Here is a 24,187-nt window from a genome sequence, read left to right as displayed (position 1 = left end):
GATCAGCCTGGCCTGGCCTTGGTGCTGACCGGCAGCGCCACCATCACGGGCTGGCCCGGGGTCGTGCAGCCGACGTCGCAGCAGCGACCCGGCTGGCGGTTTTTGGTGATGGCGCGCTGCTCGTCGTGCAGCACACCGCGCTCCAGCAGGCGCTCCACCAGCTCCACCTTCGAGCCCACGGGATAGTTGCGCCAGATCTCCTGCTTCATCGCCGCCGGCGAGCCGCCGCCGTGCAGGCTGATGACCGAATACCAGCCGCCCTGGTAGGACGCGGTCAGATCCTCGATGAAGCGCGCCGTCTGGATGCGCTGCTCATAGGGGATGCTCGTATTGGCCTGCAGCACCTCGGACAGCCTGGCCGCCGTCTCCGGGTTGTGGTCCTCGTCCGGGCCGGGCAGCGCGACGATCAGGCCACCCGAGACCTCGTGCGCGATGCGGTGCATGTCGTAGATCTGCGTGGCCAGCAGCAGCTTGCCGATGTTGGCGAATACCGGCTCGGGCATGAAGGAGCCGCTGTGCTCGTCCCGCGTGGCGTAGACGCTGGCGGCCACGCCGCAGGCATAGAAGCCCTCGGTGATCTTGATCAGCTCGACCATCGGGTCGCGCAGGTTGGCCTTTTGCGCGGGGTCGAGGCCGTTGGCCTCGCACATCAGGGCACCGGCGCCGATCAGCAGGTCGCCGAAGCCCGCGCGCGCGGCGATGCAGCTGTGGCGGTGGTGCGTGGCGTAGCTGTAGGTCAGCACCTGGCTGTGCTCCCACTCGCCGGCGTAGAACACCCGCTCCCAGGGCACGAAGACGCGGTCGAACAGGACCACGGCGGTGGACTGGCCGTACTTGCGCGAGAACAGCGCGTCGCCGTGCTCCAGCTTCTCGCCCGGCCGGCCGGCCGGGCGGGCAACGAGGGTGATGCCGGGCGCATCCACCGGCACCGCGCAGCACACGGCGAAAGCCTCGTCCTCGCGCCCCATGTTGCGGCTGGGCATGACCAGCAGCTCGTGCATGTAGGGGCCGCCGGTCACGATGGCCTTGGTGCCGCTGATGACGATGCCCTTGGCATTTTTCTCGACCACGTGCACATAGGTGTCGGGCTTGGCTTGCTGGTGCGGCTTCTTGCTGCGGTCGCCCTTGGCGTCGGTCATCGCCACGCCGAGCGACAGGTCGCGCTCCTGCACGTCGGCCAGGTAGGCGGCGAAGCGCGCACGGTGCTCGGTGCTGCCGCGCGCGTCGTCGATGTGCGCGACGGCCTGGTGGATGCCGTTGAGCGCGTCGTGGGCCAGGTAGCGCTGGGCGCAGCCAGTCTCCTGGCACAGCACGCGCACGGCTTCGAGCTTGTTCAGCAGGTCGCCGGCCGATTCGTTGACGTGCAGCATGCGGGCGACCACCCGGTTGCGGCTGTGCTGCGTGGCCAGGGCGATCGGCTCCAGTTCCGGCCGCAGGGCGTAGTCGTAGGTGAAGGCCAGCGCGTTGACGCCCGGCCGCAAGGACGGCTCGTCGGCCACGCTGCCCACTTCGCGGCCATCGACGAAGACCCTGGGCTTGTACCGGCGCAGGGATTCGCGGTACGCCTCGCCCGACATCAGGTCGACTTTGCTGGCCGGCGCGGCTTGGCTGGATGCACTCATCGCGGTCTCCGTTGAACGACAGATGGATAATTTGAACGGCGTTCAATTAATTTGTCAATGTTTATACTGGCACCCATGAGCACCCCGCCCGCACCCGCCCGCCCCGCGTCCGCCAAACGTGCCGCGAAAGCGGGCAACCCGCGCCAGCTGCGGCAGCAGGCACTGGCCGACGTTCGGCGCGAACGGGTGCTGGACGCCGCGCGAGCAGCGTTCTTCGAGCTGGGGATGGAAAAAACCAGCATCCGCGAGATCGCACACCGGGCCGGTTACACGCCGGGCGCGATCTACAGCTACTTCGCCAGCAAGGAGGCGCTGTACGGCGCCCTGCTCGGCGAATCGCTGGCGCGCCTGAACGAGCGCGTGCAGCAGGCGCTGGAGCCGAGCGCCGCAGGGCCGGCACGCGTGCGGGCGGCGGCAACGGCGTTCTTCGACTTCTATCGCGAGAACCCGCGCGACCTGGACCTCGGCTTCTACCTGTTCCAAGGCATGCAGCCGCGGGGCCTCACGCCCGAACTGAACGAAACGCTCAACACGCGCCTGCGCCAGGCCTTGCAACCGACGCAGGACGCCTTGCAGAGCCTCGGCATGCCGGCGCCACAGGCGCTGCAGGAGCTTACGGCGCTGTTTGCGCACACCGTGGGCCTGCTGGTGCTCAGCCATACGGGGCGCATCCGCATGTTCCGGCAGGCGTCCCAGGACCTGTTCGACAAATACCTGGAGCAACTGATCCGGCGGGCCGGCACGGCCTCGGGTTGACACCCGCCCCAGGTTCTTGGGCGCGGCACTTTGGCGTGCCAACGGCGCCGCGGGCTCATAAAATTCCCGCCAGCCCATGACCGCCCACCTGAGCCCGGAGCACATCGCCCTGATCGACTCGGGCGTGTCGGCGATCGTCGCCTCGCGCGACGCGCGGTTGCGGCCCAGCGTGATGCGCGCCGTGGGCACCCACATCAGCGCGGACGGCGCGCAGATCACGGTCTACCTGCGGCCCAGCCAGGCGCGCGCGCTGCTGGACGACCTGGCGGCCGGCGGCCCGATCGCGGTGGTGTTCAGCGATCCGCCGTCCAACCGCACGGTGCAGGTCAAGGCCGGCCGGGCCAGCATCCGCCCGGCCCGGCCCGACGACCAGCCGGTGTTGCGCCGCTACCTGGCGGCCATGCAGCACTGCGTGGGCCAGGTGGGCTATGGCCCCGACTACGTGGCGGCCATCCTGTCGGCACCGCCGCACGATCTGGTGGCGGTGCGGTTCGGCCCCGAAACCGCCTTCGACCAAACGCCGGGGCCGCGCGCGGGCCGATCGCTGCAACCGGGTCACGCACCATGAGCGCTGCCGCGGCCCCCCGATTGCGCTCCATCCGCGCCTGCCTGGAAGGCGCGATCCCGTCCCAGGTGGCCACCTGCGCGCCCGACGGCACGCCCAACGTGGCCTACCTCTCGCAAGTCGTCTACGTGGACGACGAGCACGTGGCCCTGTCGTTTCAGTTCTTCAACAAGACACGCCAGAACATCCTGGCCAACCCCTGCGCCACGGCACTGGTCAACGACCCCGTCACCGCGCACTACTTTCGCCTGCACCTGCGCTATCTGCGCACCGAGACCGCCGGGCCGCTGTTCGAGCGCATGCGCGCGCAGCTGGCCGGCATCGCCTCGCACGACGGCCTGGCCGACGTGTTCGCGCTCAAGGGTTCGGACATCTACGCCGTCGAGCACATCGAGGCGCTGCCCGGCGAGCCCCTGCCGCCCGCCCCGCCACGCGCCGACCTGCTGGGCGGACTGCGCCTGTGCAGCCAGCGCCTGGCGCGCTGCAACGCGCTGGACGAGCTGCTGCAGACCCTGCTGGCATGCCTGCACGAGCAGTTGGGCATCGAGCACGCCCTGGTGCTGATGCTGGACGCGCCCGCCGGCGCGCTCTACACCGTGGCCAGCCAGGGCTACGCGCGCTCGGGCGTGGGCTCGGAGGTGCGCCTGGGCCAGGGCGTGATCGGCATGGCCGCGCGCGAGGCCACGCCGGTGCGCATCAGCCACATGACGCACGCCGCGCTGTACAGCCACACGCTGCGCGACAGCCTGGCCGGCGGCGACACGGCGACGGGCCCCGAGATCCCCTACCCCGGCCTGGCCGAGCCGCACAGCCAGCTGGCGGTGCCGCTGATCAGCGGCGGGCGCACGCTGGGCGTGCTGTTTGTCGAAAGCCCGCTGGACCTGCAGTTTCGTTACCCCGAGGAGGACGCCCTGGTGGCCCTGGCCGGCCAGCTGGCGGCGGCCATCGAGCGGCTGCAATGCCCCGACGACAGCGCCGAGCCGGCCCCCGCGGGCGCCATGGCCGCCTACCCCCAGGGCGCGCCGGTGCGCGTGCGCCACTTCGCCGCCAACGACAGCGTGTTCGTCAACGACGCCTACCTGATCAAGGGCGTGGCCGGCGCCATCCTGTGCCGGCTGCTGCGCGAGCATGCCCGCACCGGCCGCCAGGAATTCAGCAACCGCGAACTGCGCCTGGACCGCAGCCTGGGCCTGCCCGAGGTGGCCGACAACCTGGAGGCGCGCCTGCTGCTGCTGCAGCGCCGGCTGCAGGAAAGCCGAACGGGCATCCGCCTGGAAAAGGCCGGCCGCGGCCGCATCCGCCTGTGTCTGGAGGCGCCGGTTCAGCTGGAAGAAGGCTTGGTGTAGAGCCCGTCAGGCATGGCCCAGGGTCAAGTCCTGCGTCAGGCGGCGCCATTGATCGGCCGACAGGTGCGGGCGCACCAGCGCGAGCACCGCGTCGAACACCGGCGCCGGCGCCTGTGCGCGCAGGCCGGACAGCACCAGGGCGCGCTCGGCGGGCGCCAGGTGGGGCAGCATCCAGCGCATGCACAGCATGGCTTCCGCGGGGTCGAGGCTGGCGTGGATCGCGCCCTCGATGGCGGCGATCTCTTCGTCGCGATGGTGCGCCCACAGCACGGCGTTGTGCGCGGTTTCCTCCTGGTGCATGTGCTCGAAGTTGTGCGCCACGAACAGCGCCAGCTGCTGGTAGAGCACCCGCGCCACGCGCCCGCGCGCCGGCCGCGGGCAACTCGCCAGCGCCTGCACGACGGCGCCCAGCGCGTCGATGGCCTGCCCGTGACCCACGTGCTCGGCGGCAATGGCCTGGCTGCTGCCCGCCACATGGCGTTCCAGCGCCGGGTGGATGAACTGGTTCTCGTGCGTCAGGTGCGAGCGGCAGAACGCCAGCAGCTCCCCGACGCGCCCGGCCGCCTGCGCCAGCGCGGCCTCGTCGTCCACGTCGAGCTGGCCGACCACGAGCAGCGTGTCGACCATGTAGGCGCGCAAGGCCTTGTGGATGAGAACGTAAATGTCGTAGCGCGGCGCGGTGGCCTCGGCCTGGGCCAGCGCCGTGATTTCCTCTGAACTGAAGTGCATGAAGGGTTCCTTGGTGGTTCGGGACAAGGCATTTGCCCCGACCCGAGACTGTAGGAACGGCACGCCCGGCGCGCTGCTAAAAATCGCTTAGGGCAACCCTCAAAATTTCTTAAGGCGAGCGCATGGGGCTCACGCCGCCCGGCGCATCAGGTGCGCCGCCTTCTCGGCCAGCATCACCACCGGCGCGTTGGTGTTGCCCCCCGGCACGCTGGGCATGACGGAGGCGTCCACCACGCGCAGGCCGGGCACGCCGCGCACGCGCAGCCGGTCGTCCACCACGTCCAGGGGGCCACGGCCCATGCGGCAGCTGCCCACGGGGTGGTAGATGGTGTCGGCGTGCTGGCGGATGAAGGCCTCGATCTCGGCGTCGCTGCGCACGTCGGCCGATTGTTCACGTCCGCCGTGGCGCGCCAGCGGCGCCTGGCTCAGGATCTCGCGCATCTGCTTGAAACCCTTGACCATGCGCCGCACGTCGTCGCCTTCCTGCAGGAAGGCCGGGTCGATCAGCGGCGCGGCGAGTGGGTCCTTGCCGGACAGCCGGATGCTGCCGCGGCTCTTGGGCCGCAGCACGCACACGTGGCACGAAAAGCCGTGGCCGAACACCGTGGCGCGGCCATGGTCGACCAGCTTGCCGACGATGAAGTGCAGCTGCAGGTCGGGCACGGGCTCGGCCGCATCGCTCTTGATGAAGCCGCCCGCCTCGGCGAAGTTGGTGGTGAGCGGCCCGCGCCGCTCGCGCCGCCAGCGCCGGACGTCGCCCACGGTGCGCCAGGCGCCGGCCAGCGACAGGCCGAACAGCTCGTGCGCGCCCGGCACGTCCCACACCTGCACCAGGTCGGGGTGGTCGTGCAGGTGCGCACCCACGCCGGGCAAGTCCAGCGCGACGGCGATGCGGTGCTGGCGCAGGTGCTCGGCCGGGCCGATGCCCGACAGCATCAGCAGCTGCGGCGACTGGATGGCCCCGGCGCTGAGGATCACCTCGCGCTCGGCGCGCAGCGTCTTTTCCTGCCCGTCCTGCACATAGGCCACGCCCACGGCGCGGCCCTGCTCCAGCAGCACGCGCGTGACGCGCACGCCGGTCAGCACCTGCAGATTGGGCCGCCCCCGGTTGGGCGTGAGATAGCCCTTGGCCACCGAGCAGCGCTCGCCCGTCCGATGCGTGACCTGGTACAGGCCCACGCCCTCCTGCGTGGCGCCGTTGAAGTCCCGGTTGTGCACCTGCCCGGCCTGCACGCCGGCCTCGACGAAGGCCTGCGCGAAGGGGTTGGGGTCGGACAGGTCCTTCACGTTCAGCGGGCCGCCCGTGCCGTGCCAGGGGTTGGCGCCGCGCTCGTTGTTCTCGGCGCGCTTGAAAAACGGCAGCACCTCGTCCCAGCACCAGCCGATGTTGCCCTCGGCGGCCCAGGCGTCGTAGTCGCGCGGCACGCCGCGCATGTAGATCATGGCGTTGATCGAGCTGGAGCCGCCCAGCACCTTGCCGCGCGGTTGATAGCCCCGGCGGCCGTTCAGTCCCGGCTGCGGCACGGTCTGGAAGGCCCAGTTGGCGCGGCCCAGCCTGGCCAGCAGTGCCAGGCCGGCCGGGCAGTGGATCAGCGCGCTGTGGTCGGGCACGCCGGCCTCCAGCAAGGTGACCCGCACCTCGGGGTCCTCCGACAGGCGCGCGGCCAGCACGCAGCCGGCCGAGCCGGCACCGACGATCACGTAGTCCATGGGCATGGGTCTCCTTGCCGTGGCCGGCATTGTGCATGGCCGGCCCGCTAACATGGGTGGTTTTGCGACTCAGCTTCTACTGGAGAACCCTATGAACATCAGCACCGTCGGCATCGTGGGCGCAGGCACCATGGGCAATGGCATCGCGCAGGCCTGCGCCGTCTCGGGCATCCGGGTCGTCATGGTCGACATCGCCCAGGCAGCGGTCGACAAGGGCCTGGTCACCGTGGGCAAGGGCCTCGATCGCCTGCTGCAAAAGGACAAGATCAGCGAGCAGGAGAAGGCCGCCGCGCTGGGCCGCATCCAGGGCTCGACGAACTACGACGAGCTGAAGGCGGCGCAGCTGGTGATCGAGGCCGCCACCGAGAACCACGCGCTCAAGAACAAGATCCTGGCCCAGCTGGACGGCCTGCTGGCGCCCGAGGTCATCATCGCCACCAACACCTCGTCGATCTCGATCACGCAGCTGGCGGCCGTCACCCAGCGCCCCGACCGCTTCGTCGGCATGCACTTCTTCAACCCCGTGCCCATGATGGCGCTGGTGGAGATCATCCGCGGCCTGCAGACCAGCGACGCCACGCACGACGCCGTCAAGGACCTGGCCGTGCGCCTGGGCAAGTCGCCCATCACGGTGAAGAATTCGCCCGGCTTCGTGGTCAACCGCATCCTGGTGCCGATGATCAACGAAGCCTTCTTCGTGCTGGCCGAAGGCGTGGCCACGCCCGAGGACATCGATGCCGGCATGCGCCTGGGCTGCAACCACCCCATCGGCCCGCTGGCGTTGGCCGACATGATCGGCCTGGACGTGTGCCTGGCCGTGATGGAGGTGTACCTGGAGCAGTTCGGCGACAGCAAGTACCGCCCCTGCCCCCTGCTGCGCGAATACGTGGCCGCCGGCCACCTCGGCCGCAAGACCGGGCGCGGGGTGTACCACTATTGAGAGCAGCCGGCGCTCCTCCGTCCTGCCATTCATGCACTTGGCTGCAGGACACCCGCGCCTTGTGAACCTGCGCCATGCCGGCAAAAGCCGGAATCCACGGGCGCGCATGGCCATGCCAGCTCAGGGGTTCAGCAACGCGTAGCGGCCCGGCCCGGTCACGGCCAGCAGCAGCAGGCCGCCCATCATGCTGATGTTCTTGTAGAAATTGAGCAGATTCGCGTGGCGCTCGGCTCCTTGCTGCGTCCAGTAACGGTGGCCGATCAGCGCCGTCGCCAGCGTGAACAGGCACAGCAGCAGGGCCAGCGGGCGCGTGAAAACGCCCAGCACCAAGGCAATGCCGACGCCAAACTCCATCACGATGGCCACCACCGTGGACAAAGCCGGGGCCGGCGCGCCGACCGAGGCCATGTATTGGGCCGTGCCGGCGAAGTTGGTCAGCTTCTCCCAGCCGGTGATCAGAAACAGCGACATCAGGAGAATGCGCGCCAGCAGAATCACAAGGTCTGCATTCGCGGCAAGAACGCTGGTCATCAAAGCCTCGCTTTCAGCAGCCTGTCGCCCTGGGGTGCTGCGTCGGAGCTTCACTCTACGCCGACCGGGGATTGCGCGCTCTGGTCCACGCGACGCGGCGCCAAGCGCGGCATTCGACGCGAGAATCGACATCGAGTCGAAAATCGCGGAACACCCCTTCCCTTTCCATCGTGACCCCAACACCCGACCGCCCCGCCATCGTCCTGTTCGCCCACGGCTCGCGCGACCCGCAGTGGGCAGAGCCCATGCAGGCGCTGCAGGCGGCGGTGCAGCGCCACGCCGGCCCCTCGGGCACGGTGCGCATCGCCTATCTGGAACGCATGGCGCCCACCCTGGCCGAGGTGCTGCACGAGCTGGCCGGCAGCGGGCACGGGCGCATCGACCTGGTGCCCGTCTTCTGGGCCGCGGGCGGGCACGTGTTGCAGGATTTGCCGGCGCTGATCGACAGCGCGCGCCGCCAGTACCCGGGCCTCGCGGTGCAGGTGCGGCCCACGCTGTCGGGCTGGCCGGGCGTCATGGACTGGCTGGCCGAGCAAATCGTGCGCGCGCCCCGCGCCTGAGCTTCGAGGCGCCGCTGGCGCCTACAGCCGCACCTCGCCGCGGATCACCGCCATGCAGTCGCCGCCCACCCACACGGCGCCGGCCGCATCGCGCTCGACGTGCACGCGCCCGGCGCGGCCCAGCACCGTGCCTTGCGCGGCGAGGTAGCGCGCGGGCAGCTCGCCGGCTTCGATCAGCCACTGCGCCAGGCTGGCGTTGAGGCTGCCGGTGACCGGGTCTTCGGGCACGCCGATGGGGGCGGCAAAGGCGCGCACTTCGATCAGCGGCGCCTCGGCGGCGGCACCGAAGGCGCGCGCCTCGCGGCTCGAACGCGCTATCAATGAAGTAGCCGCTGGCGCTTGATGCATGCCGGCTACACCCACTTTTTGCCCCAAAGTGGCGAGTCGGGCGTGGTCGGGCTCCAGCGCCAGCACGGTGTCGGCGCTGTCCAGCCACAGCGTGAGCCAGCGCGGGCCGTTGTCCAGCCATTGGGCGCGCCGCAGCTGGGCGGGATGCAGACCCAGGGCGGGCAGCACGGCGGCCAGCAGGTCGGGTGCCACGTCTTCGCGGCGGCTGGGCGGCGCGGCAAAGGCCAGGCGCTCGCCGCTGCGCCGCAGCTCGACCAAGCCCTGCGCGCACTGCTGCACGATGCGCTCCTGCGCCTTGGGCTGCCCTCCCGCCGCCAGCCATGCAAAGCACGAACCCAGCGTGGGGTGGCCGGCAAAGGGCAGCTCGCCACCGGGGGTGAAGATGCGCAAGCGGTAGTCGGCCGCCGCCTCGGTGGGCGGCAGCACGAAGGTGGTCTCGGACAGGTTGGTCCAGCGCGCAAAGCGCTGCATGGCCGCGGCGTCCAGGCCGCTGCCGTCCAGCACCACGGCCACCGGGTTGCCCCAGCCGCCCTGGGCCGTGAAAACGTCGATCTGGGCGAAGGGGCGGGCCTGGGTCATGATGAAAAAACTATTGTTTTGATAGCTGTTGGCGCTTGATGGACGGGCGTCAGAACCCCATTTGACTCATGAAACCGCCTGCCGCACCACGCCGGCCAGCATCGCCATGCCGCGCTCGATCTGCTCGGGCGTGGCGGTGACGAAGGACAGGCGCAGCGTGCGCGCATCGGGCTGCTCGGCGTAAAACGGCGCGCCGGGCACGAAGGCCATGCCGGCATCGACGGCGGCGGGCAGCAGCGCCTGCGCGTTCAGGCCCGCGGGCAGCGTGACCCACACGAACATGCCGCCCACCGGCTGCGTCCACTGCACGCCGAGCCCCGCCATGTGGCGCGCCAGCGCGGCCAGCATGGCGTCGCGCTGGGCGTGATAGCGCGCGCGGATGGTGGGCACGTGGCGGTCGAGAAAGCCGTCCTTGATGACCTCGGCCACCACGCGCTGGTTGAAGCCGGGCGTGTGCAGGTCGGCCGCCTGCTTGGCCTGCAGCAGCTTGGGGTAGAGCGCGGGCGGCGCCACGACGTAGCCCAGGCGCAGGCCGGGCGCGAGGATCTTGCTGAACGAGCCCAGGTAGATCACGCCTTCGGGCCAGCGCGCCAGCAGCGGCGCGGGCGGCGGGGCGTCGAACCACAGCTCGCCGTAGGGGTTGTCCTCGACGATGGGCAGGCCCTGCTCGCGGCACAGCGCCACGATGGCCTCGCGCCGCGCCGCGTCCTGCGTGCGGCCGGTGGGGTTCTGGAAGTTGGGCAGCAGGTAGACGAAGCGCGGGCGCTCGCCTTTTTGTAGTACGTCACGCAAGCCCTGCACCGACACGCCGCCCTCGTCGCTGGGCACGCTGGCAAAGCGCGGCTGCATGGGCGTGAAGGCCTGCAGCGCGCCCAGGTAGGTGGGCGTCTCCACCAGCACGCGGCTGCCGGCGTCGATCAGCACCTTGGCCACCAGGTCCAGCCCCTGTTGGCTGCCGGTGGTGATCAGCACCTGCTCGGGCGACACGCGCGCGCCCTGCTTGCCCAGCTCGGCGGCCACCCACTGGCGCAGCTCGGGCAGGCCTTCGCTGGACGCGTATTGCAGCGAGGGCTTGGCCACCGGGCTGCCTTCGGCCAGCACCGCCGCGCAGGCCTCGCGCATGGCGGCGACGGGAAAGGTCTCGGGCGAAGGCAGGCCGCCGGCAAAGTTGAGGATGCCGGGGCGCTCGGTCACCTTGAGGATTTCGCGGATGGCCGAGGGGTTCATGGCCTGCGCACGCTCGGCCAGATGCCAGAGCCCGGGCTGCGGCCGGTCGTTGGGGTTCATGATGGATCTCCTTGAACAATGGAAGAAGCCGGTGCGGCGGGCCGCGAAATGCGCCGGCCCAGCACCACGGTGGCCACCACCGCCAGCGCAAAGCCGATCGAGCCCCAGTCCAGCCGCTCGCCCAGCAGCGGCAGGGCAAACAGCATGGACAAAAACGGTTGCAGCAGCTGCACCTGGCTCACGCGCAGCGCGCCGCCCCAGTCCAGCCCGCGAAACCAGGCAAAAAAGCCGGCCCACATCGACACGCAGCCGACGTAGGCAAAGCCCAGCCAGGCGCTGGCGCGCACCGGGTGCGCGGCCGTGTCTGGCCACAGCCAAAGCGTGGCCGGCAGGCTGAACGGCAAGGTCATCAGGCACATCCAGCAGATCACGCGCTCGGCGCCCAGCTCGGGCGTGACCTGGGCGCCATAGACATAGCCGACCGAGGCGGCGACCACGGCGCCCAGCAGCAGCCAGTCGGCCCGCGCCAGGCCGAAGCCGCCGGCCTGGTCAGCGCGCAGCCAGGCAAACACCACCACCAGCGCGCTGCCGGCCACGGCGCAGGCCCAAAAGCCCAGCCGCGCGCGCTGCCCCAAAATCAGCGCCGCCGCAACCGCCGTCACCAGCGGCAGCAGCGCGGTGACCACGGCGGCGTGCGTGGCGGTCACGCTGCGCAGCGCCAGCGCCAGCAGCAGCGGGTAGCCGATGACGTTGCCGGCCACCGCCCCCAGCAGCGGCCCCCAGTGGCGCCGCCGCGGCCAGGGCGAGCGCGTGGCGAGCAAAAACGCCAGCGACAGCAGGCCCGCCGTGGCGGCCCGCCCCACGGTGATGAACAGCGGCGCCAGCTGCGGGTCTTGGGCGCTGCCGGTGGCCAGGCGCGTGGCCGGCAGCGTGATGGCGAACAGGGTGACGCCCAGCACGCCCAGCCAGAAGCCCAGCAGCTGGCGCCGCTCGGGGGTCATGGCGCTCACGATGTCGCCCCAGCCGCCAGCGCCGACCACGCCATCCACGCCGCCGTCGCCACCAGCGCCAGCGCCATCGCGCGGTTGAACCACAGCAGGCGCCGGCCCTGCGCCAGCCAGCCGCGCAGCAGCGAGCCCACCAGCGCATAGGTGAAGTTGCTGGCCAGGCCGAACACCACCATCAGCAGCCCCGTCCAGCCCAGGCGCGCCAGCCAGTCGGGGTGGCCCAGCACCCAGCCGGCCAGCACCGTCAACGCCAGCAGCCAGACCTTGACGTTGAGAAACTGCAGGCCCACGCCCTCGACGAAGCTCACGTCCAGCTGGCGCGCATCGGCCTGCCCCAGCGTGCCACTGCGCGCCAGGCGCGCGGCCAGCCACAGCATGTAGGCCACGCCCACGACCAGGATGCCCCAGCGCAGCCAGGGCAGCGCCAGCACCAGCGCGCCCAGGCCCGCGCCGCACAGCAGCAGCAGCACGATCCAGCCGGCCGGCACCGCACAGATGAAGTGCAGCGTGCCGCGCAGGCCCCGGTTGGCCGCCAGCGCCGTGGCCAGCGTGGTGTTGGGGCCGGGCGTGAAGGTGGCAGCGGCAAACAGCAGCAGCAGGGCAGAGAACTCGGCAGCAGACATGACGGCACTGTAGCGGCTGGCACGCCGAGCGCCGGCCGAGCACGCTGATGCGCATCAACTTCGCCGGCACGCAGGAGGCGGCGTTCTGGCGGGTGTTCGAGCGCGCGCGGGATGGGGTTTTTAAATGAAATAGACCGACATCGCCCGTCCATCAAGCGCGAGCAGCTATCAATTTCGATAGCAATCGAATGCTCAGAACGCCGCCATCCCCGTAATGGCCCGCCCGATGATCAGCGCATGGATGTCATGCGTGCCCTCGTAGGTGTTCACGACCTCCAGGTTCACCAGGTGGCGCGCCACGCCGAACTCGTCGCTGATGCCGTTGCCGCCCATCATGTCGCGCGCCAGGCGGGCAATGTCCAGGCTCTTGCCGCAGCTGTTGCGCTTGATGATGGAAGTCAGCTCCACCGCCGGGCTGCCTTCGTCCTTCATCCGGCCCAGGCGCAGGCAGGCTTGCAGGCCCAGGCTGATTTCGGTCAGCATGTCGGCCAGCTTCTTCTGGATCAGCTGGTTGGCCGCCAGCGGCTTGCCGAACTGCTTGCGGTCGATGACGTACTGGCGAGCGCGGGCGTAGCAGTCTTCGGCGGCGCCCAGGGCGCCCCAGGCGATGCCGAAGCGCGCCGAGTTGAGGCAGGTGAAGGGGCCTTTCAAGCCGCGCACTTCGGGGAAGGCGTTTTCTTCGGGGCAGAAGACTTCGTCCATGACGATTTCGCCGGTGATGCTGGCGCGCAGACCGACCTTGCCGTGGATGGCGGGGGCGCTGAGGCCCTTGGCGCCCTTGTCCAGCACGAAGCCGCGGATGGCGCCTTCGTCGTCCTTGGCCCAGACGACGAAGACGTCGGCAATGGGGCTGTTGGAGATCCACATCTTGCTGCCGGAGAGCGAATAGCCGCCGGGCACCTTCTTGGCGCGGGTGATCATGCTGCCGGGGTCGGAGCCATGGTTGGGCTCGGTCAGGCCGAAGCAGCCGATCCATTCACCGGTGGCCAGCTTGGGCAGGTACTTTTGCTTGGTGGCTTCGTTGCCAAACTCATTGATGGGCACCATGACCAGGGAGGACTGCACGCTCATCATGGAGCGGTAGCCCGAGTCGACGCGCTCGACTTCGCGCGCGATCAGGCCGTAGCTGACGTAGCCCAGGCCGGCGCCGCCGAAGCGCTCGGGGATGGTGGGGCCGAGCAGACCGAGTTCGCCCATTTCGCGGAAGATGGCCGGGTCGGTTTTTTCGTGACGAAAGGCTTCTTGCACGCGCGGCAACAGCTTGTCCTGGCAATAGGCGGCAGCGGCCTCTTGCACGGCACGCTCGTCGGCGGTGAGTTGGTCATGCAGCGCAAACGGGTCTTGCCAGCTGAAGGGGGTCTTGGGTTTGGACATGGGGGCTCCTGGGGTGGAATCGATGGGTGGGACTGTGGAAGGGTTTCTAACAGCCGAACGCAGAGGACGCAAAGGAATCGCAAAGGGCGCAAAAAAGACAATGAAAAGTACTTTGATTTTTATAGCTGCCAGCGCTTTCTACACAAAGGCTACAGCCGTATTTCATAAAATTTTTGTATTCTTCTGCGTCCTCTGCGTATTCTTTGCGTCCTCTGCGTTCGGCTGTTCGGGGTTTTGAGGTCGTCAGTCGGGAATGACCGCAGTCACTTCGATCTCCACCTTGGCACGCGCTTCCATCAGCGCCGCCACCTGCACGCAGGTCATGGCCGGAAAGTTCTTGCCCATCACGTCACGATACACGCCGCCCAGTTCCTTCAGGCGGCTGTTGTATTCCACGCGGTCGATCACGTACCAGGTCATGCGCACCATGTGCTCGGGGCCGGCGCCGGCTTCCTTCAGCACGGCGGCGACGTTGCGCAGTGCCTGGTGCACCTGCTCGATGAAGTCGTCGGTGTCGAACTGCTGCTGCGCGTTCCAGCCGATCTGGCCGCCGACGTAGACCTGCGTGCCGCGCGCGGCGATGCCGTTGGCGTAGCCCTTGGCGGGCGCCCAGCCGGGAGGTTGAAGGTGCCGGATGCTCATGTTTGCTGCCTCAGCTTGAAGCGCTGCAGCTTGCCCGTTTCGGTGCGCGGCAGCACGGTGACGAACTCGACCTCGCGCGGATACTTGTAGGGCGCGATGTGCTTCTTGACGTAGTCCTGCAGCGCCTCGGCCATGGCCTCGTTGGCGCTGTGGCCGCCGCGCAGCACGACGAAGGCCTTGATGATCATGCCGCGCACCTCGTCGGCCTTGCCGACCACGCCGCACTCGGCCACCGCGGGGTGCGTCAGCAGACAGTCCTCGACCTCGGGCGCGCCGACGTTGTAGCCGGCGGTGATGATCATGTCGTCGTCGCGCGCCTGGTAGTGAAAGTACCCGTCCTCGTCCTGCGTGAAGGCGTCGCCCGGGTGGTTCCAGCCCTTGGACACGTAGTGCGTCTGCCGCGCGTCGTCCATGTAGCGGCAGCCGGTGGGGCCGATCATGGCCAGGCGCCCCACGGTGCCGCGCGGCACCTCGTTGTCGTTCTCATCGACCACCTTGGCCTGGTAGCCGGGCACCACCTTGCCGATGCTGCCGGCGCGCACGTCGGCGCCGGCGGCCGAGATGTAGATGTGAAACACCTCGGTGCCGCCGATGCCATCCAGCATCTCGATACCGGTGGCTTCCTTCCAGAGCTGGCGCGTGGCGTCCGGCAGGGCCTCGCCGGCACTGACGCAGATGCGCAGGCTGGGAATGCCCAGCGCCTTGGCGTAGGGCGCCATCTGGCGGTAGAAGGTGGGCGCGGTGTAGCAGATGGTGATGCCGTTGTCGCGCATCTTGCGCACCATGGTCTCGGGGCTGAAGCGCACGTCGGGGTAGTACACCGAGGCGCCCGCCGCCATCGGAAACAGCAGCAAGCCGCCCAGCCCGAAGGTGAAGGCCAGCGGCGGCGAGCCGGTGACCACGTCGTCGGGCGTGGCCTGCAGCACCGAGCGCGGCCAGGCGTTGCAGGCCGCCAGCACGTCGCGGTGCGTGGTGATCACGGCCTTGGGCACGCCGGTGGTGCCACTGGTGAAGGCCAGCAGGGCCACGTCGTCGGCCGCGGTGGCGCAGCCGGCCCAGTCGGCCGCGCGACGGGCGGCGCGCGCTTCCATGCCGTCGGGCCGCTTGGCGTCACCAAACACCAGGATCGGCAGCAGCGCCTTGGCGTCCTGCGCGGCGGGCACCATCTCGGCCAGCAGCGCGACGTCGCAAATGGCCAGCGCCGGGCGCGCCTTGTCGATGACCTTGCCCAGTTCGACCGCGCGCAGCAGCGGCATGGTGGCGACGGCGATCAGCCCGGCCTTGACCACGCCCAGCCAGGCCAGCGCCATGCCGATCGAATTGCCGCCGCGCAGCAGCACGCGGTTGCCAGGCTCGAGCTTGTAGTCCTTGATCAGCATCTCGGCGATGCGATTGACCTGCGCATTCGCCTCGGCGTAGGTGTAGGTCTCGCCCGGCGAGCGCAGCATCAGGCGGTTGTCCCAGCCGTTGCGGTGCGCGGCGTCGAACAGGTGGGTGGCCACGTTGGCCCGGTCGGGAATCCGCAGCTCGGGCAGGTCGTAGCGAAACTCGGGCCACTGCTCGCGCGGCGGCAGGCGGTCGCGCACGAAGGAATCGGTTTGGGCGGATGGCGTGCTCATGATTGGGCCTCCTGCAAGACAGCCTTGCCGATGATGAGTTGCTGCACTTCGGTGGCGCCCTCGTAGATGCGCAGCGCACGGATGTCGCGGTACAGCGACTCGACCTTGCTGCCCACCATCACGCCCAGGCCGCCGTGCATCTGCAGCGCCATGTCGATCACGCGCTGGGCGTTTTCGGTGGCGCACATCTTGGCCATGGCAGCGGCCACGCTGCAATCCTTCTGGTGCTTGGCGGCCACGCTGCGCTCCTTGGCGCTGCCTTGCGCGGTGTCGCGCAGCCATGCGGCGCGGTAGGTCAGCAGCGCGCCGGCGTCGATCAGCGCGGCCATCTCGCCCAGCCTGGCCTGCGTCAACTGGAAGTCGGCCAGCGTCTGATTGAACATGCGGCGGCGCTGCGCGTGGTGGATGGCCTCGGCCAGCGCGCGCCGCGCCATGCCCAAGGCGGCGCCGGCCACGCTGGCGCGGAAGATGTCCAGCGTCTGCATCGCCAGCTTGAAGCCGCCGTTCAGCTCGCCGAGCATCTGGTCGGCCTGCACGCGGCAGCGCGTGAAGCTGAGCGTGGCCAGCGGGTGCGGCGCCATCACGGGGATGTGGGCCGAATCGTCCAGGCCTTCGCTGCCGCGATCGACCACGAAGGCGCTGATGCCGCGGCTGCCGCCGTCGGGATCGGTCTTGGCGAACACGCAGTAGAAGTCGGCCATGCCGCCGTTGCTGATCCAGGTTTTCTGGCCATCGAGAAAAAACGAACCGTCCTTTTCCTGCATGGCGCAGTCGGGGCGCGCGGCGCTAGCTATCAATTTCATGGCAGCCACGTCCGATCCCGCGTCCGGCTCGGACAGGGCGAAGGCGGCGATCTTGCGGCCGCTGGCCACGTCGGGCAGGTAGGCGCGACGCACGGCGGTGCTGCCGCCCAGCGAAATCGCTCCGCTGCCCAGGCCCTGCATGGCCAGGGCGAAGTCGGCCAGCGGCGAATAAAAGGCCAGCGTCTCGCGCAGCACCACCAGGGCGCGCGAATCGAGCTGCGGCAGCGCGCCGCCGAACTCGCCCGGCACGCAGTACTTCAGCCAGCCGCCCTCGCCCAGGCGGCGCACCCAGTCGCGGCAGGCCGCGCGGTCGTCGGACTCGTCGACGCCCTGGGCGTTGACCCAGTCGGGCAGGCGCGCGGCGATGTGCCGGTGCGCCTCGTCGAAGAACGGCAACGCCAGGTGGCCGGCGTTCGGCCGCAATGTTGTGGGTTGCATCACACCATGGCTCATTGCGCCACCTCGCACGTTCGGTCTGCCAGCGCATCCGCATCGAAGAAACCGTCGGCTGCGGAGCAAGCCGTGCGCGGGCACCCGTGGCCGGGGTTTCCCCGGCCACTGGGTGCGCCCCCTCGTAGGGGGGAGGCGAAACAACGCGCAGCGTGTGGAGTCTGGGGGTGGACCATGACTCTCATCAATCGCCTCCGAACACCGGCTTTTGCCGCGCGGCAAAGGCCTCGTAGGCGCGGCGGAAGTCGTGCGTCTGCATGCAGATGGCCTGCGCCTGCGCCTCGGCCTCGATGGCCTGCTCGATGGTCATGGCCCATTCCTGCTGCAGCATGGTCTTGGTCATGGCGTGGCCGAAGGTGGGACCGGCGGCCAGTTCGGCGGCGATCGACTGCGCCACGACCAGCAGTTCGCCGCCGTCGTGCAGCGCATTGAAAAAGCCCCAGGCCAGGCCTTCTTGCGCGGTCATGGCGCGGCCGGTGAACAGCAGCTCGCTGGCGCGGCCCTGGCCGATCACGCGCGGCAGCAGCGCGCAGGCGCCCATGTCGGCGCCCGCGAGGCCCACGCGGGTGAACAGGAAGGCGGTGCGCGTCGTCTCGCTGCCGTAGCGCAGGTCGCAGGCCAGGGCCATCATGGCGCCGGCGCCGGCGCACGTGCCGTCGATGGCGCCGATGACCGGCTGCGGGCAGTTGCGCATGGCCTTCACCAGGTCGCCCGTCATGCGCGTGAACTCCAGCAGCTCGGGCATGCTCATCTTGGTCAGCGGGCCGATGATGTCGTGCACGTCGCCGCCGGAGCTGAAGTTGCCGCCCTCACCCGTCAGCACCACGACCTTCACGTCGGTGGCGTAGCGCAGGCCGTTGAAGAGGTCGCGCAGCTCGGCGTAGCTGTCGAAGGTGAGCGGGTTCTTGCGCTCGGGGCGGTTCAGCGTGACGGTGGCCACGCCGGTCGTGTCGTAGTCCCACTTGAAGTGCCGGGCCTGGTAGGAGGCGCGGGCGTCGAACTGCGCGTGCATGGGATTGGTGGCGCCAATGTAGTGTTTCATACGGTCTCCTGGAAAGATGCCTTGACCTTGCCCAGCAGCTCGTGCAGGGCGCGAATGTCCTCCGGGCTCAAGGCGCCGAAGGCGTCGACGACCCAGCTCTCGTGCGCTTGGGCCATGCTGTTGAACAGGCGCCGGCCGCGCGGCGTCAGGCGCACGCGGTAGGCGCGGCGGTCGCCCGCGACCTCGACGCGCTCGACCAGGCCTTCGGCCGCCAGCTGGTCGGTGATGCCGGTGACGTTGCCGCCGGTCACCATCATGCGGCGCGACAGCTCGTTCATGCGCAGGCCCTCGGGCGCGCGCTCCAGCTGGGCCATCAGGTCGAAGCGCGGGAGCGTGGTCTCGAAGCGCGTGCGCAACTCGGTGCGCAGCTGCTTTTCGATCAGCTGCGCGCAGGTGAGCAGGCGCAGCCACAGGCGCAGCTCGTCGGGGTGTTCGGCATGGGCGCGGGCTTCGAGATCCATCGCATCGATCCTTGGGTTACATCACTTCGCCGCCGCTGACCGAAAGCGCCTGGCCGGTGACGGCGCCGCTGCCCGCCTGGCACAGCCACAGCACGGCCGCCGCCACCTCGGCGGGCTGCACCAGCCGCTTTTGCGGGTTGCCGGCGGCCAGCTCGGCACGCGCCTGGGCCTCGCTGCGGCCGGTCTTGGCGACGATGTTGGCGATGCTGTCCTTGAGCAAATCGGTTTCGGTGAAGCCGGGACACACGGCGTTGACGGTGACGCCCTTGGTCGCGCATTCGAGCGCCAGCGCGCGCGTGAGGCCCAGCACGCCGTGCTTGGCCGCGCAGTAGGCGCTGACGTAGGCATAGCCGCGCTGCGCCGCCGTGCTGGCGACGTTGATCACCCGGCCCCAGCCGGCCGCCAGCATGGCCGGCAGCGCGGCCTGGGTGCAAACCATGGTGCCCGTCAGATTGACCGCCAGCATCCGCTGCCACAGCGCCAGATCCATCTTCATGAACGGCGCGCTGTGCGCCTGGCCGGCGTTGTTGACGAGGGTGTCGATGGCGCCGAAGCCCGCGCTCGCCTCGGCGAACGCCCGCGCCACCGCCGGCGCATCGGCCACGTCGGCGGCCACGGCCTGCAGGCGGGTGGCGGCCTCGGCGTTGCCGGCCAGCACCGCCAGGCGCTCGGTGGCCACCGCGCCGCGCCCCAGCACCGTGACGCGCGCGCCCTGCGCCAGCAGCGCCTGCGTGACGGCCAGGCCGATGCCGCGCGCGCCGCCCGTCACCAGGCAGTGGCGTTCGTTCCAGGTCGGGGCGCTGGTGGACATGATGCTTACGCCGCGGCGTGCATGGCGGCCTGCGCGATCTGCGCCGCCACCTGGGCCTTCTCACGCTCGAACAGCGCCTCGATCTGCCGCTTGCCCTGGTAGTAAGGCTTGGGCCAGACGATGGGCGTGTAGCCGATCCTGGCCGCCTCGCTCAAGGTCCAGGCCGGGTTGGCCAGGTGCGGGCGGGCAATGGCACACAGGTCGGCCCGGCCGGCGGCGATGATGCTGTTGACGTGGTCGGCCTCGGTGATGGCGCCCACCGCCATGGTGGCGATGCCCGCCTCCTGGCGCACGCGATCGGCAAAGGGCGTTTGCCACATGCGGCCGTAGACCGGTTTCTCATCCTTGCTGACCTGGCCGGCGGAGCAGTCCACCAGATCAGCGCCGGCGGCCTTGAAGGCCTTGGCGATCTCGACCGCGTCGGCCGGGGTGATGCCGCCTTCCACCCAGTCGGTGGCCGAGATGCGCACCGACATCGGCTTGTCGGCCGGCCACACGGCGCGCATGGCCTTGAACACCTCGATGGGGTAGCGCAGGCGATTCTGCAGGCTGCCCCCATATTCGTCGCTGCGCTGGTTGGTCAGGGGCGAGATGAACTCGGACAGCAGGTAGCCGTGGGCGCAGTGCAGCTCCAGCCAGTCGGCGCCGATGTCGCTCACATCCTGCGCCGCCTCGACAAAGCGCTGCTTGAGCGCCTGCATCTCGTCCCGGGAGATTTCTTTGGACACCTGGCTCACGCCGGGCAGGTATTGCTGGGCCGAGGCGCCGATGATGGGCCAGTTGGCCGAGGGCGGCTCCAGCGGCAGGTCGGTGCCCTCCCAGGCCACGCGCGTGGAGGCCTTGGAGCCCGCGTGACCCAACTGCATGGCGAACTTGGCGTCGGAATGCGCGTGGATCCAGTCGGCAATGCGCTTCCAGCCGGCCTTTTGCTCGGCGTTGTACAGGCCGGGGCAGCCGGGGGTGATGCGGCCCTCGGGCGTGACGCAGGTCATCTCGGCAAACACCATGCCGGCGCCGCCCAGCGCGCGCGCGCCCAGGTGCACCAGGTGGTAGTCGGCCGGCAGGCCCTCGACGCAGGAATACTGCGCCATGGGCGAGACGACGACGCGGTTCTTCAGCGTGAGGCCGCGCACCGTGTAAGGCAGGAACATGGGCGGCGGCGGGGTCTGGCCCGCCGGCACGGCCACGCCGTCGCGCTCGGCCAGCCAGCGCTCGTAGCCTTCGAGCCAGGCCTTGTCGCGCAGGCGCAGGTTCTCGTGGCTGATGCGCTGGCTGCGCGTGAGCATGCTGTACATGAACTGCGGCGGCTCCAGCTGGTCGCAATAGCGCTCGCCGCACACCTCGAACCACTCCATCGCATTCCAGGCCGCGTTTTGCAGGCGCAGGGCCTCGACGCTGCGGTCGGCCTGGTAGGTGGTCAGCACGTCTTCGATCTGGCCGGCGCCGTCGCCCAGTTCGATGAACTTGCGCGTCAGGTCGATCGCGTCTTCCAGCGCCAGCTTGGTGCCCGAGCCGATGGCGAAGTGCGCCGTGTGCACCGCGTCGCCCAGCAGCACCACGTGCGCGCCGTTTTGGTTCTTGAGCCACCAGTGCTCGCACTTCACGCGCGTGAAGTTGATCCAGGCCGAGCCGCGCAGGTGGCGTGCGTTGCTCATCAGCTTCTCGCCCTGCAGGTTGTCGGCGAACAGCTTTTCGCAGAAGGCGATGGATTCGTCCGGCCCCGCCTGGTCCAGGCCGTGCGCCAGCCACACGTGCTCGGGACACTCGACGATGAAGGTGGAGGTCTCGTCGTCGAACTTGTAGATGTGGGCCTGAAACCAGCCGTGCTCGGTCTTCTCGAAGATGAAGGTGAAGGCGTCGTACTGCTTCTTGGTGCCCAGCCAGATGAAGCGGTTGGGGCGCACCACCAGCTCGGGCTCGAAGCGGTCCTGGTGCAGGGTGCGGATGCGCGAGTTGACGCCGTCGCTGGCGATAATGAGATCGGCGTCGGGATAGTCCAGGTCGGACGCGACCTCGGTCTCGAACACCAGCTTGACGCCCAGCTGCTCGCAGCGCGCCTGCAGGATGTTGAGCAGCTTCTTGCGCCCGATGCCGACGAAGCCGTGGCCGCCCGAGCGGATCACCTCGCCCTTGAACAGCAGCTCGATGTCGTCCCAGTGGTTGAAGGCCTGCTGGATGGCGTCGGCCGTGGGCTTGTCCAACTGGCGCATGTTGTCCATGGTGGCGTCGGAAAACACCACGCCCCAGCCGAAGGTGTCGTAGGGCTTGTTGCGCTCGACCACGGTGATGTCGTGTGCGGGGTTGCGCTGCTTCATCAACAGCGCGAAGTAGAGGCCGCCGGGGCCGCCGCCGATGCACACGATCTTCATGCGTGTCTCCTGAATTTTTGGCCTACGATTTAGATATAGATAATTTACATCTAAATTAAATGCTGTCAAGAGATCCGGTGCGCCGGCCGAACTAGGGAATTACCCGAACAAGACCGCTTTCAGAATGTGCATACTGGATACCCTTGCACCATTCACAGTCGCTTGACCATGCTGTACAAATTCAAATCCAAGGCCACGGCCGACCTCGTCATGTTGCAACCCAATGCCGAGGAACTGCTCAAGATCATCGGCAAGGCTGCCGGGCCGACCGGCATCATCACGGTGGCGCAGGCCAATGCCGCCATCGCGGCCATCCAGGCCGAAATCCAGCGCCGCGAGGCGCTGCACGAAGCGCCGCCGCCGGTTGCCGCCGACGCCGACACCAACGACGCGGCCAAGGAAGAAGCCGTCTCGCTGCGCCACCGCGCCGCGCCCTTCCTCGACATGCTCAGGCAGAGCAGTGCCGAGGGCAAGGACATCGTCTGGGGTGTTTAGTGCAGCGCCATGGGGCCGCATCGTCAACTATCGAATTGATAGTTTCTTGCGCAAGGCCGATGCGGGCCATGGCCTGATTTGACTTGAAAACTCGGCGTGGGTCAGCCGGCCCCGCCCAGCAGCCGCTCGATCAAGGCCGCGCAAGCCTGTCCCGGCGCCGCGCCCAGCGCGAGCGCCCGTTCGTTGCAGTGGCTGATGACGCCCTCGTCCAGCGTGCTGCGCGCCTCGCCGATGCGCGCGCTGTGGTGACCGACGGTGCAGGCCGCGAGGCCATGGCCCTGCAAAAAGGGCAAGGCGGCCAGCCCGGCCCGATCCTTGCCCACCCCGGCATCATTGAACACCGCCAGCAGCGGGCGGGCGGCCCAGGCGTATTGCGCCGAGCTGATGCCGCCGTGCGAGCCGCTGACCGCCAGGCAGCCCGCATCGAGGCCGGGCCTGAGTTCGGTGATCGAGTCGACGACGCGCAGCCGGGGCGTCATGGCGACGGCCGCGCGGCGCGGTGGGGCATCAATCGGCGTACTGGCCGGCCGCCTTGATGACCGGGCCCCACTTGGCAACCTCGGCGGCAACGAACTTCTTGTGGCCCTCGGACGTGACGCGATCGTCGTGCGCCACGATGGCGCCCAGGCTTTCTTCCTTCTTGATGAAGTCCGGGTCCTTCAGCGCGGTCTGCAGCGCCGTGTTGATGGCCTTGACCACCTCCGCCGGCGTGCCCTTGGGGGCGTACAGGCCGTGCCAGATCGACACGTCGAAATTCTTGAAACCCACCTCCTGCAGCGTCGGCAGGTCCTTGTAGACGGCGGGAATCATCAGCCGCTTGGCGGTGGTGACGGCGTAGGCCTTGATCTTCTTGCCCTCGATCTGGGGCGTGGTGTTGGTGGTCTGGTCGCACATGATGTCGACCTGCCCGCCCATCAGGTCGGCCATGGCCGGCGCGGTGCCCTTGTAGGGCACGGTGGTCATCTCGGTCTGCAGCGCCTGCTGCAGCATCAGGCCGCACAGGTGCGAGGCGGCGCCCAGGCCGGCGTTGGCCAGGTTGACCTTGGTCTTGTTCTCCTGGATCCAGCTCTTGAGCTCGGGCCAGGTGTTGGCCGCCAGGGCGGGCTTGCCGACCACCACCATGGGCACCTCGTTGACCAGGCCCAGGTATTCGAACTCGCTGTACTTGTAGGGCAGCTTGCGATAGAGCGAGGCCGTGGTGGCCATGCCGATGTGGGTCAGCAGCAGCGTGTAGCCGTCGGGGTTGGCGCGCGCCACCTTGGTCGAGCCGATGGTGCTGCCGGCGCCGGCGGCGTTGTCGATCACGATGGTGGCGCCATTCAGCGGCTTGCGCAGCGCCTCGCCCAGGTCGCGCGCCACCTTGTCGGTGGGGCCGCCGGCGGCAAAGGGCACGACGATGGTGATGGTGCGGCCGGCGGCCGGAAAGTCGGCGGCCTGGGCACCGACGGCCAGCATGGCGGCGCCGACGGCCAGGCTCAGGGTTTGCAAACGGATCATGGGAGTCTCCCTGGTGGGTGGATGAAAAGGAATTTGAATTTAACCGTGAAACCGCGCCAAATCGTCGTGATTCCGTTCAGG

General features: G+C 69.1%; 24 protein-coding genes. 6 read left to right on the top strand and 18 right to left on the bottom strand.

Annotation, left to right across the window (positions count from 1 at the left end; all coding sequences use genetic code 11):
- Positions 1 to 2: 2 nt before the first annotated feature.
- The gene (locus ACWHMB_RS03150; RefSeq protein WP_377481579.1) at positions 3 to 1,622 is read right to left on the bottom strand and encodes a 4-hydroxyphenylacetate 3-hydroxylase family protein; all 1,620 of its coding nucleotides are present in this window, start codon (positions 1,620 to 1,622) and stop codon (positions 3 to 5) included.
- A gap of 75 nt (positions 1,623 to 1,697) precedes the next feature.
- On the opposite strand from ACWHMB_RS03150, the gene ACWHMB_RS03145 reads away from it, so the two are divergent.
- From ACWHMB_RS03145 to ACWHMB_RS03135, 3 genes are all read left to right on the top strand, one after another.
- Complete coding sequence (locus ACWHMB_RS03145; RefSeq protein WP_377481582.1) at positions 1,698 to 2,378, top strand: TetR/AcrR family transcriptional regulator; 681 nt, start codon at positions 1,698 to 1,700, stop codon at positions 2,376 to 2,378.
- 76 nt (positions 2,379 to 2,454) lie between these two features.
- Positions 2,455 to 2,946 carry a pyridoxamine 5'-phosphate oxidase family protein gene (locus tag ACWHMB_RS03140; RefSeq protein WP_377481585.1) on the top strand — a complete coding sequence of 164 codons (492 nt, stop codon included), beginning with the start codon at positions 2,455 to 2,457 and terminating at the stop codon, positions 2,944 to 2,946.
- The gene (locus ACWHMB_RS03135) at positions 2,943 to 4,289 is read left to right on the top strand and encodes a GAF domain-containing protein (RefSeq protein ID WP_377481588.1); all 1,347 of its coding nucleotides are present in this window, start codon (positions 2,943 to 2,945) and stop codon (positions 4,287 to 4,289) included. The genes ACWHMB_RS03140 and ACWHMB_RS03135 overlap by 4 nt, the downstream gene beginning before the upstream one ends.
- 6 nt (positions 4,290 to 4,295) lie before the next feature.
- Here ACWHMB_RS03135 and ACWHMB_RS03130 read toward each other — a convergent pair whose 3' ends face one another.
- Together ACWHMB_RS03130 and ACWHMB_RS03125 are read right to left on the bottom strand one after the other, a co-directional pair.
- Positions 4,296 to 5,018 carry a hemerythrin domain-containing protein gene (locus tag ACWHMB_RS03130; protein ID WP_377481591.1) on the bottom strand — a complete coding sequence of 241 codons (723 nt, stop codon included), beginning with the start codon at positions 5,016 to 5,018 and terminating at the stop codon, positions 4,296 to 4,298.
- A 129-nt stretch (positions 5,019 to 5,147) separates the two neighbouring features.
- On the bottom strand, positions 5,148 to 6,734 hold the full coding sequence (locus ACWHMB_RS03125) for a GMC family oxidoreductase (RefSeq protein ID WP_447648432.1): 1,587 nt from the start codon (positions 6,732 to 6,734) through the stop codon (positions 5,148 to 5,150).
- An 85-nt stretch (positions 6,735 to 6,819) separates the two neighbouring features.
- Here ACWHMB_RS03125 and ACWHMB_RS03120 point away from each other — a divergent pair, with 85 nt between their 5' ends.
- Positions 6,820 to 7,668: a 3-hydroxybutyryl-CoA dehydrogenase gene (locus ACWHMB_RS03120; protein ID WP_377481597.1), complete on the top strand. Its 849-nt coding sequence runs from the start codon at positions 6,820 to 6,822 to the stop codon at positions 7,666 to 7,668.
- Positions 7,669 to 7,788: 120 nt separating this feature from the next.
- On the opposite strand, the gene ACWHMB_RS03115 is transcribed toward ACWHMB_RS03120, so the two are convergent.
- On the bottom strand, positions 7,789 to 8,199 hold the full coding sequence (locus ACWHMB_RS03115) for a DoxX family protein (RefSeq protein ID WP_293219953.1): 411 nt from the start codon (positions 8,197 to 8,199) through the stop codon (positions 7,789 to 7,791).
- A 170-nt stretch (positions 8,200 to 8,369) separates the two neighbouring features.
- Between ACWHMB_RS03115 and ACWHMB_RS03110 the strand changes: the two genes are divergently transcribed.
- Positions 8,370 to 8,759 (top strand): sirohydrochlorin chelatase, encoded by a 390-nt coding sequence (locus ACWHMB_RS03110; protein ID WP_293219947.1) that lies wholly within the window; start codon positions 8,370 to 8,372, stop codon positions 8,757 to 8,759.
- A gap of 21 nt (positions 8,760 to 8,780) precedes the next feature.
- Here ACWHMB_RS03110 and ACWHMB_RS03105 read toward each other — a convergent pair whose 3' ends face one another.
- The 12 genes from ACWHMB_RS03105 to ACWHMB_RS03050 form a co-directional block, all read right to left on the bottom strand.
- Complete coding sequence (locus ACWHMB_RS03105; protein WP_377481600.1) at positions 8,781 to 9,686, bottom strand: PhzF family phenazine biosynthesis protein; 906 nt, start codon at positions 9,684 to 9,686, stop codon at positions 8,781 to 8,783.
- Positions 9,687 to 9,752: 66 nt separating this feature from the next.
- Complete coding sequence (locus ACWHMB_RS03100) at positions 9,753 to 10,973, bottom strand: aminotransferase-like domain-containing protein (protein ID WP_377481602.1); 1,221 nt, start codon at positions 10,971 to 10,973, stop codon at positions 9,753 to 9,755.
- Positions 10,970 to 11,914, bottom strand: a complete 945-nt coding sequence (locus ACWHMB_RS03095; RefSeq protein WP_377481987.1) for a DMT family transporter — start codon at positions 11,912 to 11,914, stop codon at positions 10,970 to 10,972. The genes ACWHMB_RS03100 and ACWHMB_RS03095 overlap by 4 nt, the downstream gene beginning before the upstream one ends.
- Positions 11,915 to 11,919: 5 nt before the next feature.
- Positions 11,920 to 12,543, bottom strand: a complete 624-nt coding sequence (locus ACWHMB_RS03090; protein ID WP_293222438.1) for a LysE family translocator — start codon at positions 12,541 to 12,543, stop codon at positions 11,920 to 11,922.
- Positions 12,544 to 12,735: 192 nt separating this feature from the next.
- The gene (locus ACWHMB_RS03085) at positions 12,736 to 13,917 is read right to left on the bottom strand and encodes an acyl-CoA dehydrogenase (RefSeq protein ID WP_293222440.1); all 1,182 of its coding nucleotides are present in this window, start codon (positions 13,915 to 13,917) and stop codon (positions 12,736 to 12,738) included.
- A 243-nt stretch (positions 13,918 to 14,160) separates the two neighbouring features.
- Complete coding sequence (locus ACWHMB_RS03080; RefSeq protein ID WP_293222442.1) at positions 14,161 to 14,559, bottom strand: RidA family protein; 399 nt, start codon at positions 14,557 to 14,559, stop codon at positions 14,161 to 14,163.
- A complete protein-coding gene (locus ACWHMB_RS03075; protein ID WP_377481607.1) occupies positions 14,556 to 16,178 on the bottom strand; it encodes an AMP-binding protein in 1,623 nt (540 codons plus the stop codon). The genes ACWHMB_RS03080 and ACWHMB_RS03075 overlap by 4 nt, the downstream gene beginning before the upstream one ends.
- Positions 16,175 to 17,419, bottom strand: coding sequence for an acyl-CoA dehydrogenase family protein (locus ACWHMB_RS03070; RefSeq protein ID WP_377481610.1), 1,245 nt, complete (start codon positions 17,417 to 17,419; stop codon positions 16,175 to 16,177). Before ACWHMB_RS03070 ends, ACWHMB_RS03075 begins: the two co-directional genes overlap by 4 nt.
- A gap of 196 nt (positions 17,420 to 17,615) precedes the next feature.
- Positions 17,616 to 18,473, bottom strand: coding sequence for an enoyl-CoA hydratase family protein (locus ACWHMB_RS03065; protein WP_377481613.1), 858 nt, complete (start codon positions 18,471 to 18,473; stop codon positions 17,616 to 17,618).
- Positions 18,470 to 18,934, bottom strand: a complete 465-nt coding sequence (locus tag ACWHMB_RS03060; RefSeq protein ID WP_293220202.1) for a MarR family winged helix-turn-helix transcriptional regulator — start codon at positions 18,932 to 18,934, stop codon at positions 18,470 to 18,472. The genes ACWHMB_RS03065 and ACWHMB_RS03060 overlap by 4 nt, the downstream gene beginning before the upstream one ends.
- Before the next feature lie 16 nt (positions 18,935 to 18,950).
- A complete protein-coding gene (locus tag ACWHMB_RS03055; RefSeq protein WP_377481616.1) occupies positions 18,951 to 19,745 on the bottom strand; it encodes an SDR family NAD(P)-dependent oxidoreductase in 795 nt (264 codons plus the stop codon).
- Positions 19,746 to 19,750: 5 nt separating this feature from the next.
- Positions 19,751 to 22,114, bottom strand: a complete 2,364-nt coding sequence (locus ACWHMB_RS03050) for a bifunctional salicylyl-CoA 5-hydroxylase/oxidoreductase (protein WP_447648431.1) — start codon at positions 22,112 to 22,114, stop codon at positions 19,751 to 19,753.
- A 168-nt stretch (positions 22,115 to 22,282) separates the two neighbouring features.
- On the opposite strand from ACWHMB_RS03050, the gene ACWHMB_RS03045 reads away from it, so the two are divergent.
- Positions 22,283 to 22,609, top strand: a complete 327-nt coding sequence (locus ACWHMB_RS03045) for a DUF1840 domain-containing protein (RefSeq protein WP_377481621.1) — start codon at positions 22,283 to 22,285, stop codon at positions 22,607 to 22,609.
- A gap of 101 nt (positions 22,610 to 22,710) precedes the next feature.
- Here ACWHMB_RS03045 and ACWHMB_RS03040 read toward each other — a convergent pair whose 3' ends face one another.
- Positions 22,711 to 23,088 (bottom strand): hypothetical protein, encoded by a 378-nt coding sequence (locus ACWHMB_RS03040; RefSeq protein WP_377481624.1) that lies wholly within the window; start codon positions 23,086 to 23,088, stop codon positions 22,711 to 22,713.
- Between the two features lie 28 nt (positions 23,089 to 23,116).
- Positions 23,117 to 24,106 (bottom strand): tripartite tricarboxylate transporter substrate-binding protein, encoded by a 990-nt coding sequence (locus tag ACWHMB_RS03035; protein WP_377481626.1) that lies wholly within the window; start codon positions 24,104 to 24,106, stop codon positions 23,117 to 23,119.
- Between the last annotated feature and the right edge of the window lie 81 nt (positions 24,107 to 24,187).

It is taken from the genome of Ottowia pentelensis (genome assembly GCF_964341695.1).
The sequence above is the reverse complement of the archived record's forward strand: the minus strand, read 5'-3'. Positions and strand labels throughout refer to the sequence as shown.